The following is a 13,068-nucleotide window of genomic DNA, read 5'->3' as shown; positions in this document are numbered from 1 at the left end:
TTAATGCAGCGACGGCTTGGCGGCTGGCGGCACGTCGGCTTTTTTGGTTTCCGTGAACAGCAGCAGCGGCGCCACGCGCAGGTACTCCATGACTTCCATGTAGTCGGTCTCGCCGTCTTCGGATTCTTCCAGAGCATCTTGCACCTGGGAAATGGCGGCCAGATCCTGCAACACTTCGGTGGCTTCAGTGCTGAGCATGCTGCTGTCGCGGCAGTTCAGGCCGAAACCGCTGAGGAAGCCCTGGCACCATTCGCCCAGTGCGGCGGCACGCTCAGTCAGTGGCGCGTCATCGGTCGGCAGCAGCAGGACGACAGTGACGTCGTCGCCGGTCAGCTCACCCTTGACCATTTCTTGCAGACCGATCAGGGCGTTGCGGATGTTGTCCTGGGGCTCGCTTTCGAGCAGCTCGGCGGCATCGATCAGCCACTCGTCGGCATTGAAGCCGGCACCGGCGCAACTGCGCCCGAGCAGCAAGCCGTGCAGTTCGGCAGGCGAGACGTTATGGCCGCTGGAGGTCAGCAGGGTGGCAAAGGCTTGGTACGGGGAATTCGCAATGGTCATGGGCAGCTAGGCGCCAGACGGCGCTATGTCTAGAATGGAGGCCTTGTATCCTACATCGACAGACTCGCCAAGACTATTAAAGGCTGTCCGCCAGCTAACCCATCAGACAGTGAATCCAATGGAAGACAACGACCTGCAAGCGCTGATGGCCAGACTCGAACTGCTGATTGGCCGAGTCGAGCAACTAAAGAGTCAAAACGCACTCTTACTAGCTCAGGAAAAGACCTGGCGCGAGGAACGCGCGCACCTCATTGAAAAAAACGAAATCGCCCGGCGTAAGGTCGAATCGATGATTTCGCGCCTCAAGGCCCTGGAGCAAGACTCATGAGTTCAAGCAATAGCGTTACCGTGCAGATCCTCGATAAAGAATATTCGATCATTTGCCCGCAGGAAGAGCGCAGCAATCTGGTGAGCGCCGCACGCTACCTGGACGGCAAGATGCGCGAGATCCGCAGCAGCGGCAAAGTCATTGGGGCCGACCGCATTGCTGTGATGGCCGCACTGAACATCACCCACGATCTCTTGCACAAAGAAGAGCGTCCGGACATTCAAGCCAGCGGCTCGACCCGTGAGCAGGTGCGTGACTTGCTCGATCGTGTCGATCTGGTCCTGGCCGACGATCCGGACATCAGCAAGGGCTGATTCGCCCGCCCGCTTGAGGTATACTCGCGGCACTCCCTGGGGTGCTTGCCAGTTGACGATGTCCCTGAGCCGATTCGCACTACCCTGGAAGTTGCACGTTGGGCTGGTGTGCATGTCCGCCAGACGGAAAGCCTTAAAGTCTACTGCATCTTCCACCTTGAACTTTCGGGTTCAAGGGCTAAGTTGACAGCGGTTCTTCCGGGGAGCCTGATTCGAATCCGATGTCGGTGAATGCCGACATCGGATTTTTTATGCGTACGTTTTCGTCCAACCTGCCGAAGCCGAACCATGACCGAACTCGCGCTGCTGCCCCGCCCGCAACTCCGCCGCCTGCTGCGCAAGGCGCGCCGCGCACTGACTGCTGCTGAACAACGCCAGGCCGCCAAAGGCCTGTTCCGGCAATTGGCGCAAGACCCGCACTTTCGCCGGGCAAAACACATCTCCCTGTACCTGCCCACCGACGGTGAAATCGATCCGCGCCTGCTGCTGCGTGAAGCACAGCGCCGGGGCAAGGCCACGTACCTGCCGGTGCTCAGCGCCTGGCCGCGAACCAAAATGGTGTTCCAGCGCATCCGTCCCGGCGAAAAACTCAAACCCAACCGTTTCCGCATTCTTGAGCCGCGCGCCAATCTGGCTCGCCAGCGCAAGATCTGGACACTGGATCTGGTGTTGTTGCCACTGGTGGGGTTTGACGACGTCGGCGGACGTCTGGGGATGGGCGGCGGCTTCTATGATCGCAGCCTGGCGTATCTGGCGCGGCGCAAGAACTGGCGCAAGCCGACATTATTAGGTCTGGCCCATGAATGTCAGAAGGTCGAACGGCTGGCACAGGCGAGTTGGGATGTACCGTTGCAAGGCACGGTCACTGACAAGGCGTGGTATTTCGTAGACTGAACGCCGCAGATCAGCGGCGTCGAGAAGACAGTTTCAGCGCTTGAAGGCTGTTGACTGTTGAACCTGTTGCGCGATTTCAATCGGTGCGTCGGCCTTGTTGGCCCACAGGCTTTGCGCGTAACCGGTGGTCACAACGCCCAAACCAAACAAAATAACCAAAACCCAAAGCAAATCCGGTTTGCGTTTCATCGATTGCCCCCCTCAAGGCACATCATCACGATGACAGCAGCGGTTTCCATTCGTAGGCCGTGCAGCAGCGTCAAGCTTTAAAGGCCGGCATTTTGCGACAACGAGAACCTGCGCGCAAACGCTGACGTCAACCGACTGTCGGTTTGTCATAAAATTGCCCGACAACTTGCCCAAAGAACGCTCCAGGAGCAAAAACCATGGCCTATTGGCTGATGAAATCCGAACCTGACGAACTCTCGATCAAAGATCTGGAGAAACTCGGCAAAGCGCGCTGGGACGGGGTTCGCAACTATCAGGCACGCAACTTCCTGCGCGCGATGGCGGTGGGGGATGAGTTCTTTTTCTACCATTCCAGCTGCCCGGAGCCGGGAATAGCCGGGATCGGAAAAATAATCGAGGCGGCGTACCCGGATCCGACGGCGCTGGACCCTGAAAGTCATTATTTCGATCCAAAGGCCACGGCGGAGAAAAACGCCTGGAGCGCGGTCGATGTCGCCCATGTCGAAACGTTCGCGCGGGTGTTGAAGCTGGACTATCTGAAGCAACAGACCGCCCTGGCCGAAATGCCGCTGGTGCAGAAAGGGTCGCGGCTGTCGGTGATGGCGGTGACGCCGGAGCAATGGGCGGCGGTATTGGCGCTGCGGTAACGGCCACAAAAAAGATCGCAGCCTTCGGCAGCTCCTACAGGGAAGTGCATTCCAATGCAGGAGCTGCCGAAGGCTGCGATCTTTTGACTTTCTAAATATGTCTTACTGAATGATCAGGTTGTTGAACAACAGATCCTCAACCACCGGCTTGCCAGTTTCGTCATTCATCACTTGCTGTGTTTGCTTCAACGCTTCCTGACGCAACTTTTCCTTGCCCTCGATGCTGCCCATCGCTTCTGTGGTCTGCTGGGAGAACAGTGCCACCAGCTGATTGCGAATCAACGGTTCGTTGGCCTTGACCAGCTTGGTCGACTCTTCACCGGTCACACGCAGCGCCACATCGGCTTTGAACACCTTCAGTTTCGGCGTGCCATCGAGCCCGTAGTTACCCACGAACGGCGGGCTCAGGGTGATGTAGTTGACCTTCGGCGCCTCGCCTTCTTTGGCTTCTTCGGCCAGCGCTGCCACAGGCAGAGACAGGGCCAGCAACAACATGATCCACGCTTTCACAATTCGCTCCTTATCCGGTTTGCGGCCTAGCATAACGACCCGCCGCGCAAGCACAAGCTTATGGCTGGCTATCAGGGGCGGGTATGCTCGTTGACCCGTTGACTGACACACCTACACTTATCGGCCATCACTCCCAAAGGAATAGCCCTGATGAAAGCCGTGCTGTGCAAAGCCTTCGGCCCTGCCGAATCGCTGGTGCTGGAAGACGTCGCCAGTCCTGTCGCCAAGAAGAACGAAATCCTGCTGGACGTGCACGCCGCCGGGGTCAACTTCCCGGACACGCTGATCATCGAGGGCAAATACCAATTCAAGCCGCCCTTCCCGTTTTCGCCAGGTGGTGAAGCGGCCGGCGTGGTCAGCGCCGTCGGCGAAAAGGTCAGTCATCTGAAAGTCGGCGACCGGGTCATGGCCCTTACCGGCTGGGGCAGCTTCGCCGAGCAGGTCGCGGTGCCGGGCTATAACGTGCTGCCGATTCCGCCGTCGATGGACTTCAACATCGCCGCTGCATTCAGCATGACCTACGGCACCTCGATGCACGCCCTCAAGCAACGCGCCAACCTTCAGCCCGGCGAAACCCTGCTGGTGCTGGGTGCTTCCGGCGGTGTCGGACTGGCGGCCGTGGAAATCGGTAAAGCCATGGGTGCGCGGGTCATCGCCGCCGCCAGCAGCACGGAAAAACTCGCCGTGGCCAAGGCTGCCGGCGCCGATGAACTGATCAACTACAGCGAAACCAACTTAAAGGAAGAAATCAAACGCCTCACCGACGGCCAGGGTGCCGACGTGATCTACGACCCGGTCGGCGGTGACCTCTTCGACCAAGCCATCCGCGCCATCGCCTGGAACGGACGCCTGCTAGTGGTCGGTTTTGCCAGCGGTCGCATTCCCGAACTGCCGGTCAACCTCGCCCTGCTCAAGGGTGCCGCGGTACTCGGCGTGTTCTGGGGCTCCTTCGCCCAGCGCCAGCCGCAGGACAACGCGGCGAACTTCCAGCAACTGTTCGGCTGGTTTGCCGAGGGCAAGCTGAAACCGCTGGTGTCGCAGGTGTATCCACTGAGCAATGCGGCGCAAGCGATCAATGATCTTGGCCAGCGCAAGGCTGTGGGCAAGGTTGTAGTGCAAGTTCGCTGAACAGCATCAAAGCCGGATTGCCCCCCGCGCAATCCGGCATCTCCTATACGACCGCCATTTATACCTGAGCGACATGTTCATAAAGGAACACTCGATCTCCAACATTTCCCCTTTTTGGTCGATGCGAACCAGTGCTATTTTCGGTAACGAAACTGTAACATTCGCATCCGCAGTCAAAACAAGAAATCTGGAGCTCTTGAATGTTTGCTTTCTTTCGTCCTGCCGCACATCAGGCTCCATTGCCTGAAGAAAAAATAGACAGCACTTACCGACGCCTGCGCTGGCAGATCTTCGCTGGCATTTTCATTGGCTACGCGGGTTATTACCTGCTGCGCAAAAACTTCTCCCTGGCCATGCCGTACCTGATCGACGAGGGCTACAGCCGTGGCGATCTGGGTCTGGCGATGTCGGCCATCGCCATTTCCTACGGTCTGTCCAAGTTCCTCATGGGCCTGGTGTCCGACCGCTCCAACCCACGTTTCTTCTTGCCTTTCGGCCTGCTGGTATCGGCTGGGGTGATGTTCGTGTTCGGTTTCGCGCCGTGGGCGACGTCCAGCGTGACCATGATGTTTATTCTGTTGTTCATCAACGGCTGGGCACAGGGCATGGGTTGGCCGCCGAGCGGGCGAACCATGGTGCACTGGTGGTCGCAGAAAGAACGCGGCGGCGTGGTCTCGGTGTGGAACGTGGCGCACAACGTCGGTGGTGGTCTGATCGGCCCGTTGTTCCTGCTCGGCATGGGCCTGTTCAACGACTGGCACGCGGCGTTCTACGTGCCGGCAGCTGTGGCTCTGGCCGTGGCGGTGTTCGCCTTCATGACCATGCGTGACACCCCGCAATCGGTTGGCCTGCCGCCAATCGAGCAGTACAAGAACGACTACCCGGAAGGCTACGACGCCAGCCACGAAGACGAATTCAGCGCCAAGGAAATCTTCGTCAAATACGTGCTGCGCAACAAAATGCTCTGGTACATCGCCATGGCCAACGTCTTCGTCTACCTGCTGCGCTACGGCGTACTGGATTGGGCGCCGACGTACCTCAAGGAAGCCAAGGGCTTCACCGTGGATAAAACCTCGTGGACCTACTTCTTCTACGAATGGGCAGGGATCCCGGGCACGCTGCTGTGCGGCTGGATGTCGGACAAGATCTTCCGTGGCAACCGTGGCCTGACCGGCATGGTGTTCATGGCATTGGTGACCGTGGCAACGCTGGTTTACTGGCTCAACCCGGCCGGCAACCCGACTGTGGACATGATCGCGCTGGTCTCCATCGGCTTCCTGATCTACGGCCCGGTGATGCTGATCGGCCTGCAGGCGCTGGAACTGGCGCCGAAGAAAGCCGCGGGTACCGCTGCGGGTTTCACCGGTCTGTTCGGTTATCTGGGTGGTTCGGTCGCGGCCAGTGCGGCGATGGGCTACACCGTCGACCACTTCGGCTGGGACGGCGGTTTTGTCCTGCTGGTGAGCGCGTGCCTGCTGGCGATGGCCTTCCTGGCCCCGACGCTATGGCACAAGCAAGTCGCCAGTCAGAGCCGCGAAGCGGTCGCTTGATCGACCTGTGATTTACAACGCTTGAGCCGCGCCTCCAGATTTCGGTCTGGCATGGCGTGGCTGCGCAGGGCGTGGGCGGTCTGCTCGACATAATCGCGAGTGGTGCCGTAACGCCCGCAAGCGCTTGCGAACACCTGGCTCAGCACGTGATCCGGCAAGTTGCCGGCATAGCTGGGCAGGTGTCGCTCCAAAACAAATCCTAATGCCTGAACCTGACTGCCATCTTCGAGCCGGCAGTTGAGCCAGTGTGGCCGATAGGACGGGAATGGCATCTCGCGCTTCCACAGTGCATACAGCGCACTGTCCAGATCGTCTTCGGGCAAGCGATAAGCAAATCCACTGCACGAACCGCCACGATCCAGACCGAACACCAGCCCCGGCATTTCCGGGGTGCCGCGATGTTCGTGCGACCACAGGTACAAGCCACGATGATAGCCATGCACGCGACCGCGCATGCGCTGCGCCGAATTGCATTCCGGCCGCCAGATCAGCGAACCGTAGGCGAACAGCCACACCGGCCCGCCCTTGTGGCGCGCCATGGTCGATTGCATGGAAGCGAGAAGTTGTTCGTGCGTCAGCTGCGGCCCAAGATCGAGCCGCGGAGGGTAAGCCAGGTTCAGAAAAGCGTTTTCAATGGCACTCATGGCGAATAGCGTTCAGCTCCCCGCGGGTGAAGAATTACTTAATAGAACGCACCGCTGTAACAATAAGGAACATATGTTTTAAGGCAATTTAGGTGCCATGGCACACTTCTTAATAGATTGCCTGCTTGATATATAACCTAGCGGTATTTACCTATTTAGATAAATACCGATCGGCTATATAGAGAGTTATAACGATCTAGCCACGCGGGGCATACGCGAACACATCGGCGCGCATTTGATGTGCATCCATCCCCGCATCGACCAGCGCGTCCAGCGTCCCGTAGACCATGGCCGGCGAGCCGCTGGCGTAGACGTGAAGGGACTTGAGATCGGTAAAGTCTTCACAGACCGCCTCGTGCAGCATTCCGCAGCGGCCTTCCCAGCCACATTGGTCGCTGACGACTTTGTGCAGGAACAGATTGGGCAGCTTCACCCATTCGTCCCAATGTTCGATCTCATAGAAATCTTCCGGCCGACGCACGCCCCAATACAGATGCACCGGGTGCTTGAAGCCGTTGGCGCGGCAATGTTCGATCAGGCTGTGGATCTGGCCCATTCCTGTGCCAGCGGCAACCAACACCAGCGGCCCGTCCGGCAGCTCGGCGAGGTGAGTGTCACCGAATGGCAGTTCGACGCGCACCATTGCGTTGCGTTGCAGCTGTTCGATCAGGCTCAACGCACTGGCTTCGCGCGCCAGCACGTGGATTTCCAGGTCGCGCCCACCGTGCGGTGCCGAGGCCATGGAAAACGCTGACTTCTCGCCGCTCTCGCGCTCGATCATCAAATATTGCCCGGCGTGATAGCGCGGTGGCTTGCCGGCCGGCGCACGCAGACGCACTCGCCAGGTGTCGCCGCCGACGTCGCGGCATTCGATGACCTGACACGACAGGCTACGCACCGGCAGTTCTCCCAGCGCAAGCACGCCATCCCACAGCACGATGCAGTCTTCCAGCGGCTCGGCTATGCAAGTGTAGAACTCGCCGTGGTCGCGCACTGTGCCGGCCTGTTCGACCCGGCCTTCCACCAGCAGCGCCGCACACACGTGGCAGTTGCCGTTGCGACAGCTTTGCGGGCAATCGTAGCCCAGGCGCCGCGCACCATCGAGAATCCGCTCACCGGGCTGTATCTCAAGTACCGCTCCGGAAGGCTGCAGGGTTACACGCATCAATCTATTCCTAACTGATTCCAGATGGCATCGATCCGCTGGGTGACAGCGTCGTCCTTGACAATCACACGGCCCCACTCGCGAGTGGTTTCGCCCGGCCACTTGTGGGTGGCATCGAGGCCCATTTTCGACCCCAGGCCGGAGACCGGCGAGGCGAAGTCGAGGTAGTCGATCGGCGTGTTATCGATCATCACCGTATCGCGCTTGGGGTCCATGCGCGTGGTGATGGCCCAGATCACGTCGTTCCAGTCGCGGGCGTTGATATCGTCGTCACAGACGATAACGAACTTGGTGTACATGAACTGTCGCAAAAACGACCAGACACCCAGCATCACGCGCTTGGCGTGGCCCGGATACGACTTCTTCATGGTCACGATGGCCATGCGGTACGAGCAGCCTTCCGGCGGCAGGTAGAAGTCGGTGATTTCAGGAAACTGCTTCTGCAGGATCGGCACGAACACTTCGTTCAGTGCCACGCCGAGGATCGCCGGCTCATCCGGCGGACGGCCGGTGTAAGTGCTGTGGTAGATCGGTTTGATCCGGTGGGTGATGCGCTCGACGGTGAACACCGGGAAGCTGTCGACTTCGTTGTAATAACCGGTGTGGTCGCCGTACGGGCCTTCATCTGCCATTTCGCCCGGATGAATCACGCCTTCAAGGATGATTTCGGCAGTGGCCGGCACTTGCAGGTCGTTGCCACGGCACTTGACCAGTTCGGTGCGGTTGCCGCGCAACAGGCCGGCGAAAGCATACTCGGAGAGGCTATCTGGCACTGGCGTCACGGCGCCTAGGATGGTCGCCGGGTCAGCACCGAGAGCCACTGAAACAGGGAACGGCTGGCCTGGGTGCTTCTCGCACCACTCGCGATAATCCAGAGCGCCACCACGGTGGCTGAGCCAGCGCATGATGACTTTGTTGCGGCCGATCACCTGCTGACGGTAGATGCCGAGGTTCTGGCGGTCCTTGTTCGGGCCTTTGGTGACGGTCAGGCCCCAGGTGATCAGCGGGCCGACGTCGCCGGGCCAGCAGGTTTGCACCGGCAGCATCGCCAGATCGACGTCATCGCCTTCGATAACCACTTCCTGGCACACGGCGTCTTTGACGACTTTCGGTGCCATGGCAATGATCTTGCGGAAGATCGGCAGTTTCGACCACGCGTCTTTCAAGCCCTTCGGCGGTTCCGGCTCCTTGAGGAAAGCCAGCAGCTTGCCGATTTCGCGCAGTTCGCTGACCGACTCGGCGCCCATGCCCATGGCCACTCGCTCGGGGGTGCCGAACAGGTTGCCGAGCACAGGGATGTCGTAGCCCGTCGGCTTCTCGAACAGCAGCGCCGGGCCTTTGGCCCGCAGCGTGCGGTCACACACCTCAGTCATCTCCAGCACCGGCGAGACGGGAATCTGGATGCGTTTCAACTCTCCGCGCTGCTCAAGCTGCTGCACGAAATCCCGAAGATCCTTGAATTTCATTGACGATGGCACCCTCAAAATAGGCGTACATCCTACCTGCTCTGACGGGCAAACAGCAGCCCGTCAGCGCCCGGCATCGCTCAATTTTGGTTCGTACCCAGCAGCAGCGGCGCAAACAACGGGCTCAACCTGGCACTGCCCACGTCCGACAGGTGATCTTCATCCTTGTACTGTGAATGTCCGTTGACCTCGATACTGCAAATCCCGTCAGGGCACATCAGCGGCGTCGGATCAATCACGTGAACCCCTGGATCCTCGGCGCTCATGGACGTGAACAACTCACTGAGAAAATGCTGGCGCGCCAGATGTTCTTCAAGCGGACGCCCCAGGCCTTCGGCCGAACGCCCGATCCGCGCCAGGCTGGTCAGGCGGTTGATGATGCCTTTGCGTTGCAACGGCACTTCGCGAAACAGCCAGACTTGCACTCCAGCCTCGCGCAACGCGGCGACCCGTGCCTTTAGAGCAGCAGCCATACGCTGCTCAGCCTGCGCGGTATTGTCATGAGCATTGAGCAAAACTTTTTTATCGCCGTCTTCACGACCATAAACGTAGAGGCTCCAATTGGACGCCAGCACCACATCTTTGACCCCCAGGCTGCGGACGCGCTCCATGGTTTGCTCGTTGAAGTCCTGGCAACGCTGACGAATGTCCTCGCTGAGAATCGGTGGGCAGGCGCTCATGCTGAATAGCCACACCGGGCGTCCTTCACGCCGGGCGTTGCTCTCGATGGCCGGCAACAGCGCGGCGGCGTGGCTATCGCCCCAGAATAGCTGGGTAGCGGGAGTGTTCTGATTGCCACCCACCAGACAGGCCTTGTCCAAAGATTTGTCCTGGGTGACCAGCATGCATTTCATCTGCCCAGCACGCCATTCACGCGACTGCGCATACTCCAGCGCTTTACCGGTCAAGCGCTGGGGCACACCGTCGGCCGAGCGAATTGCCGAACCCGTTGCCACCAGTACGACGATAGCTGCAAGTCCACCGGCCAGCACCGCGTTGCGTCCGGCGAGCAGGCGCTTCTCCCGGAAAGGCAATTCGACATAGCGCAGACTCAGCCACGCAAGGCCAAGCGACAATGCCATCCAGCCGATCGCCTCGACCGGCTGTATTCCATCGATCGAAATCGCGTTGGCGTAGACGTAAACCGGCCAATGCCACAGATACAGCGAATACGAAAGCAATCCGACCCAGACCAACGGTCGCAGGCTCAACAGCCGCGCTGTCCAGCCCGCACCTTGCGCGCCCGACCAGATCAACGCAGCCGTCCCCAGCACAGGCGGCAACGCAGCCCAGCCCGGGAACACCGTGGACTTGTCAAACGTGAACACCGCGGCCAGCACGGCCGCCAATCCAGCGAGGCCGACAGCCTGATACAACCACGGACGCACAGCCTGCTTCGGCGCTGGCAGTACCGCGAGCATCGCCCCGCAGAGCAACTCCCATGCACGGGTCGGCAACGAGAAGAACGTGAACTCCGGTTTGCTCTGTATATAGGCGAGGTTCAAACCGAACGAAACCAGCAACACCGCAAACAGCATCCAGCGCCAATGACGGACATAGCGGATCAGCACTGCCATCAGCAGGGGAAAGAAGATGTAGTACTGCTCTTCCACCGCCAGCGACCAAGTGTGCAGCAGTGGCTTCAAATCGGAGGCAGGCTGAAAATAGCCATCCTCGCGCATGAACAGAATGTTGGAAATGAACAGCGACTGATAGCGCACTGTTCGTCCGAGTTCGGAGAAATCCTTGGCTGTCAGCAGTAACCAGCCCAGCGCCAACGTGACCAGCATGACGACGGTCAGGGCGGGAATGATGCGACGGGCACGGCGCGCCCAGAAATCCACAAAGCTGAAACGCTTTGCGCTGATTTCACGGAACAGGATCGTGGTGATCAGGAATCCGGAGATGACGAAGAACACGTCAACGCCGACAAAGCCGCCACTGAATGTATTGAATCCGAAATGAAACAGTACGACGGGAATAACCGCCAGCGCCCTTAATCCATCGATATCACGGCGATTGCCAAACGTGTGCATGAAAAACCTTTCTCGTTCTGGATACAGAGTCCCTGGAAAGCGCGAAAGTTATCAGCAGCGTACATTTCAATCCAGATACAAATAATTCAAAGCAAAAAAAACGCCCCTTTCGGGGCGTCCTTTTGAACAGCGCTGGTATTACTTGCGCTTCATCGACAAGAAGAACTCGTCGTTGGTCTTGGTCGTTTTCAGCTTGTCGATCAAGAACTCGATGGCCGCTACTTCGTCCATCGGGTGCAGCAACTTACGCAGAATCCACATACGCTGCAGTTCGTCGTCGGCGGTCAGCAACTCTTCGCGGCGGGTGCCGGAACGGTTGATGTTGATCGCAGGGAACACACGCTTCTCGGCGATCTTGCGATCCAGAGGCAGTTCCATGTTGCCGGTACCCTTGAACTCTTCGTAGATCACTTCGTCCATCTTCGAGCCGGTTTCAACCAGCGCGGTGGCGATAATGGTCAGCGAGCCGCCTTCTTCGATGTTACGCGCAGCACCGAAGAAACGTTTCGGCTTCTCCAGGGCGTGGGCGTCGACACCACCGGTCAATACCTTGCCGGAGCTCGGGATCACGGTGTTGTAGGCACGCGCCAGACGGGTGATGGAGTCAAGCAGGATCACCACGTCTTTCTTGTGCTCGACCAGGCGCTTGGCCTTCTCGATCACCATTTCGGCAACCTGGACGTGACGGGTCGGCGGCTCGTCGAAGGTCGAGGCAACCACTTCGCCGCGCACCGTGCGCTGCATTTCGGTTACTTCTTCCGGACGTTCGTCGATCAGCAATACGATCAGATGAACTTCAGGGTTGTTACGGGCGATGTTCGCTGCGATGTTTTGCAGCATGATCGTTTTACCGGCTTTCGGCGGTGCAACGATCAGACCGCGCTGGCCTTTGCCGATCGGAGCGCACAGGTCGATCACACGACCGGTCAAGTCTTCGGTGGAACCGTTGCCGGCCTCCATCTTCATGCGCACGGTCGGGAACAGCGGGGTCAGGTTCTCGAAGAGAATCTTGTTTTTCGCGTTCTCCGGGCGATCGAAGTTGATCGTGTCGACCTTGAGCAGAGCGAAATACCGCTCGCCTTCCTTCGGAGGGCGAATCTTGCCAACGATGGTGTCACCGGTGCGCAAGTTGAAGCGGCGGATCTGGCTCGGCGAGACGTAGATATCGTCTGGGCCGGCGAGGTAGGAAGCGTCAGCGGAGCGCAGGAAGCCGAAGCCGTCCTGGAGAATCTCCAGCACGCCATCACCGGAGATTTCCTCGCCGCTCTTAGCGTGCTTTTTCAGCAGGGAGAAAATCACGTCCTGCTTGCGCGAACGGGCCATATTTTCTATGCCCATCTGTTCGGCCAATTCGAGCAGTTCGGTAATCGGCTTTTGCTTGAGTTCAGTCAGATTCATATAGGAATGACGTAATCATTTATGGAGGGGGGAAATTAAGCTTTTGGCTTAATGAGGCCGCGCCGCAGAGAAGGCGACAGGATCGCGTACTTATTCGAAAAGGAGTGCGTCGGCGACGGCTAGCAGGGGGCATTGGAGAAACCAGTGCGGGGCCGAATGTACCACCTGAGTTTCGGAGCGTCTAGCCCTGAATACGCAAAAAGCCCCGCTAATTGCGGGGCTTTTTTTCAGGCACTTT

Annotated in this window: 14 protein-coding genes and 1 other RNA gene; 7 read left to right on the top strand and 8 right to left on the bottom strand. The window is 58.9% G+C overall.

Features of this window, described 5'->3' with window-relative positions; all coding sequences use genetic code 11:
* Positions 1-561, bottom strand: a complete 561-nt coding sequence (locus IEQ42_RS19310; RefSeq protein ID WP_210704708.1) for a YecA/YgfB family protein — start codon at positions 559-561, stop codon at positions 1-3.
* Positions 562-679: 118 nt separating this feature from the next.
* On the opposite strand from IEQ42_RS19310, the gene IEQ42_RS19305 reads away from it, so the two are divergent.
* From IEQ42_RS19305 to IEQ42_RS19290, 4 genes are all read left to right on the top strand, one after another.
* Positions 680-889: a TIGR02449 family protein gene (locus tag IEQ42_RS19305; RefSeq protein WP_016985919.1), complete on the top strand. Its 210-nt coding sequence runs from the start codon at positions 680-682 to the stop codon at positions 887-889.
* Positions 886-1,203 (top strand): cell division protein ZapA, encoded by a 318-nt coding sequence (locus tag IEQ42_RS19300; protein WP_007967943.1) that lies wholly within the window; start codon positions 886-888, stop codon positions 1,201-1,203. Before IEQ42_RS19305 ends, IEQ42_RS19300 begins: the two co-directional genes overlap by 4 nt.
* 30 nt (positions 1,204-1,233) lie before the next feature.
* A non-coding RNA gene (gene ssrS, locus IEQ42_RS19295) (6S RNA) lies at positions 1,234-1,412 on the top strand.
* 79 nt (positions 1,413-1,491) lie between these two features.
* Complete coding sequence (locus IEQ42_RS19290; protein ID WP_042561665.1) at positions 1,492-2,097, top strand: 5-formyltetrahydrofolate cyclo-ligase; 606 nt, start codon at positions 1,492-1,494, stop codon at positions 2,095-2,097.
* A gap of 33 nt (positions 2,098-2,130) precedes the next feature.
* Here IEQ42_RS19290 and IEQ42_RS19285 read toward each other — a convergent pair whose 3' ends face one another.
* Entirely contained in the window at positions 2,131-2,286 is a 156-nt protein-coding gene (locus tag IEQ42_RS19285; RefSeq protein WP_164488117.1) for a hypothetical protein, read from the bottom strand.
* Positions 2,287-2,483: 197 nt separating this feature from the next.
* Here IEQ42_RS19285 and IEQ42_RS19280 point away from each other — a divergent pair, with 197 nt between their 5' ends.
* Positions 2,484-2,933: an EVE domain-containing protein gene (locus IEQ42_RS19280; RefSeq protein WP_210704707.1), complete on the top strand. Its 450-nt coding sequence runs from the start codon at positions 2,484-2,486 to the stop codon at positions 2,931-2,933.
* 102 nt (positions 2,934-3,035) lie between these two features.
* Here the strand turns inward: IEQ42_RS19280 and IEQ42_RS19275 are convergent, their stop codons facing one another.
* Positions 3,036-3,443 (bottom strand): flagellar basal body-associated protein FliL, encoded by a 408-nt coding sequence (locus tag IEQ42_RS19275; RefSeq protein ID WP_042561670.1) that lies wholly within the window; start codon positions 3,441-3,443, stop codon positions 3,036-3,038.
* A 150-nt stretch (positions 3,444-3,593) separates the two neighbouring features.
* On the opposite strand from IEQ42_RS19275, the gene IEQ42_RS19270 reads away from it, so the two are divergent.
* Positions 3,594-4,571 (top strand): NADPH:quinone oxidoreductase family protein, encoded by a 978-nt coding sequence (locus IEQ42_RS19270; protein ID WP_042561671.1) that lies wholly within the window; start codon positions 3,594-3,596, stop codon positions 4,569-4,571.
* A 200-nt stretch (positions 4,572-4,771) separates the two neighbouring features.
* On the top strand, positions 4,772-6,121 hold the full coding sequence (gene glpT, locus IEQ42_RS19265; protein ID WP_210704706.1) for a glycerol-3-phosphate transporter: 1,350 nt from the start codon (positions 4,772-4,774) through the stop codon (positions 6,119-6,121).
* On the opposite strand, the gene IEQ42_RS19260 is transcribed toward glpT, so the two are convergent.
* The 5 genes from IEQ42_RS19260 to rho all read right to left on the bottom strand — a co-directional run bounded on the left by IEQ42_RS19260 (position 6,097) and on the right by rho (position 12,830).
* A complete protein-coding gene (locus tag IEQ42_RS19260) occupies positions 6,097-6,765 on the bottom strand; it encodes a gamma-glutamylcyclotransferase (protein ID WP_042561674.1) in 669 nt (222 codons plus the stop codon). The genes glpT and IEQ42_RS19260 overlap by 25 nt on opposite strands.
* A gap of 196 nt (positions 6,766-6,961) precedes the next feature.
* Positions 6,962-7,930: a CDP-6-deoxy-delta-3,4-glucoseen reductase gene (locus IEQ42_RS19255; RefSeq protein WP_210704705.1), complete on the bottom strand. Its 969-nt coding sequence runs from the start codon at positions 7,928-7,930 to the stop codon at positions 6,962-6,964.
* Complete coding sequence (gene ubiD, locus IEQ42_RS19250; protein ID WP_150593506.1) at positions 7,930-9,396, bottom strand: 4-hydroxy-3-polyprenylbenzoate decarboxylase; 1,467 nt, start codon at positions 9,394-9,396, stop codon at positions 7,930-7,932. The genes IEQ42_RS19255 and ubiD overlap by 1 nt, the downstream gene beginning before the upstream one ends.
* Before the next feature lie 80 nt (positions 9,397-9,476).
* Positions 9,477-11,432 carry an acyltransferase family protein gene (locus tag IEQ42_RS19245; protein ID WP_210704704.1) on the bottom strand — a complete coding sequence of 652 codons (1,956 nt, stop codon included), beginning with the start codon at positions 11,430-11,432 and terminating at the stop codon, positions 9,477-9,479.
* A gap of 138 nt (positions 11,433-11,570) precedes the next feature.
* A complete protein-coding gene (gene rho / locus IEQ42_RS19240) occupies positions 11,571-12,830 on the bottom strand; it encodes a transcription termination factor Rho (protein WP_042561678.1) in 1,260 nt (419 codons plus the stop codon).
* Between the last annotated feature and the right edge of the window lie 238 nt (positions 12,831-13,068).

It is taken from the genome of Pseudomonas iridis, from assembly GCF_017980685.1.
Classification (GTDB): Bacteria; Pseudomonadota; Gammaproteobacteria; order Pseudomonadales; family Pseudomonadaceae; genus Aquipseudomonas; species Aquipseudomonas iridis.
The sequence above is the reverse complement of the archived record's forward strand: the minus strand, read 5'-3'. Positions and strand labels throughout refer to the sequence as shown.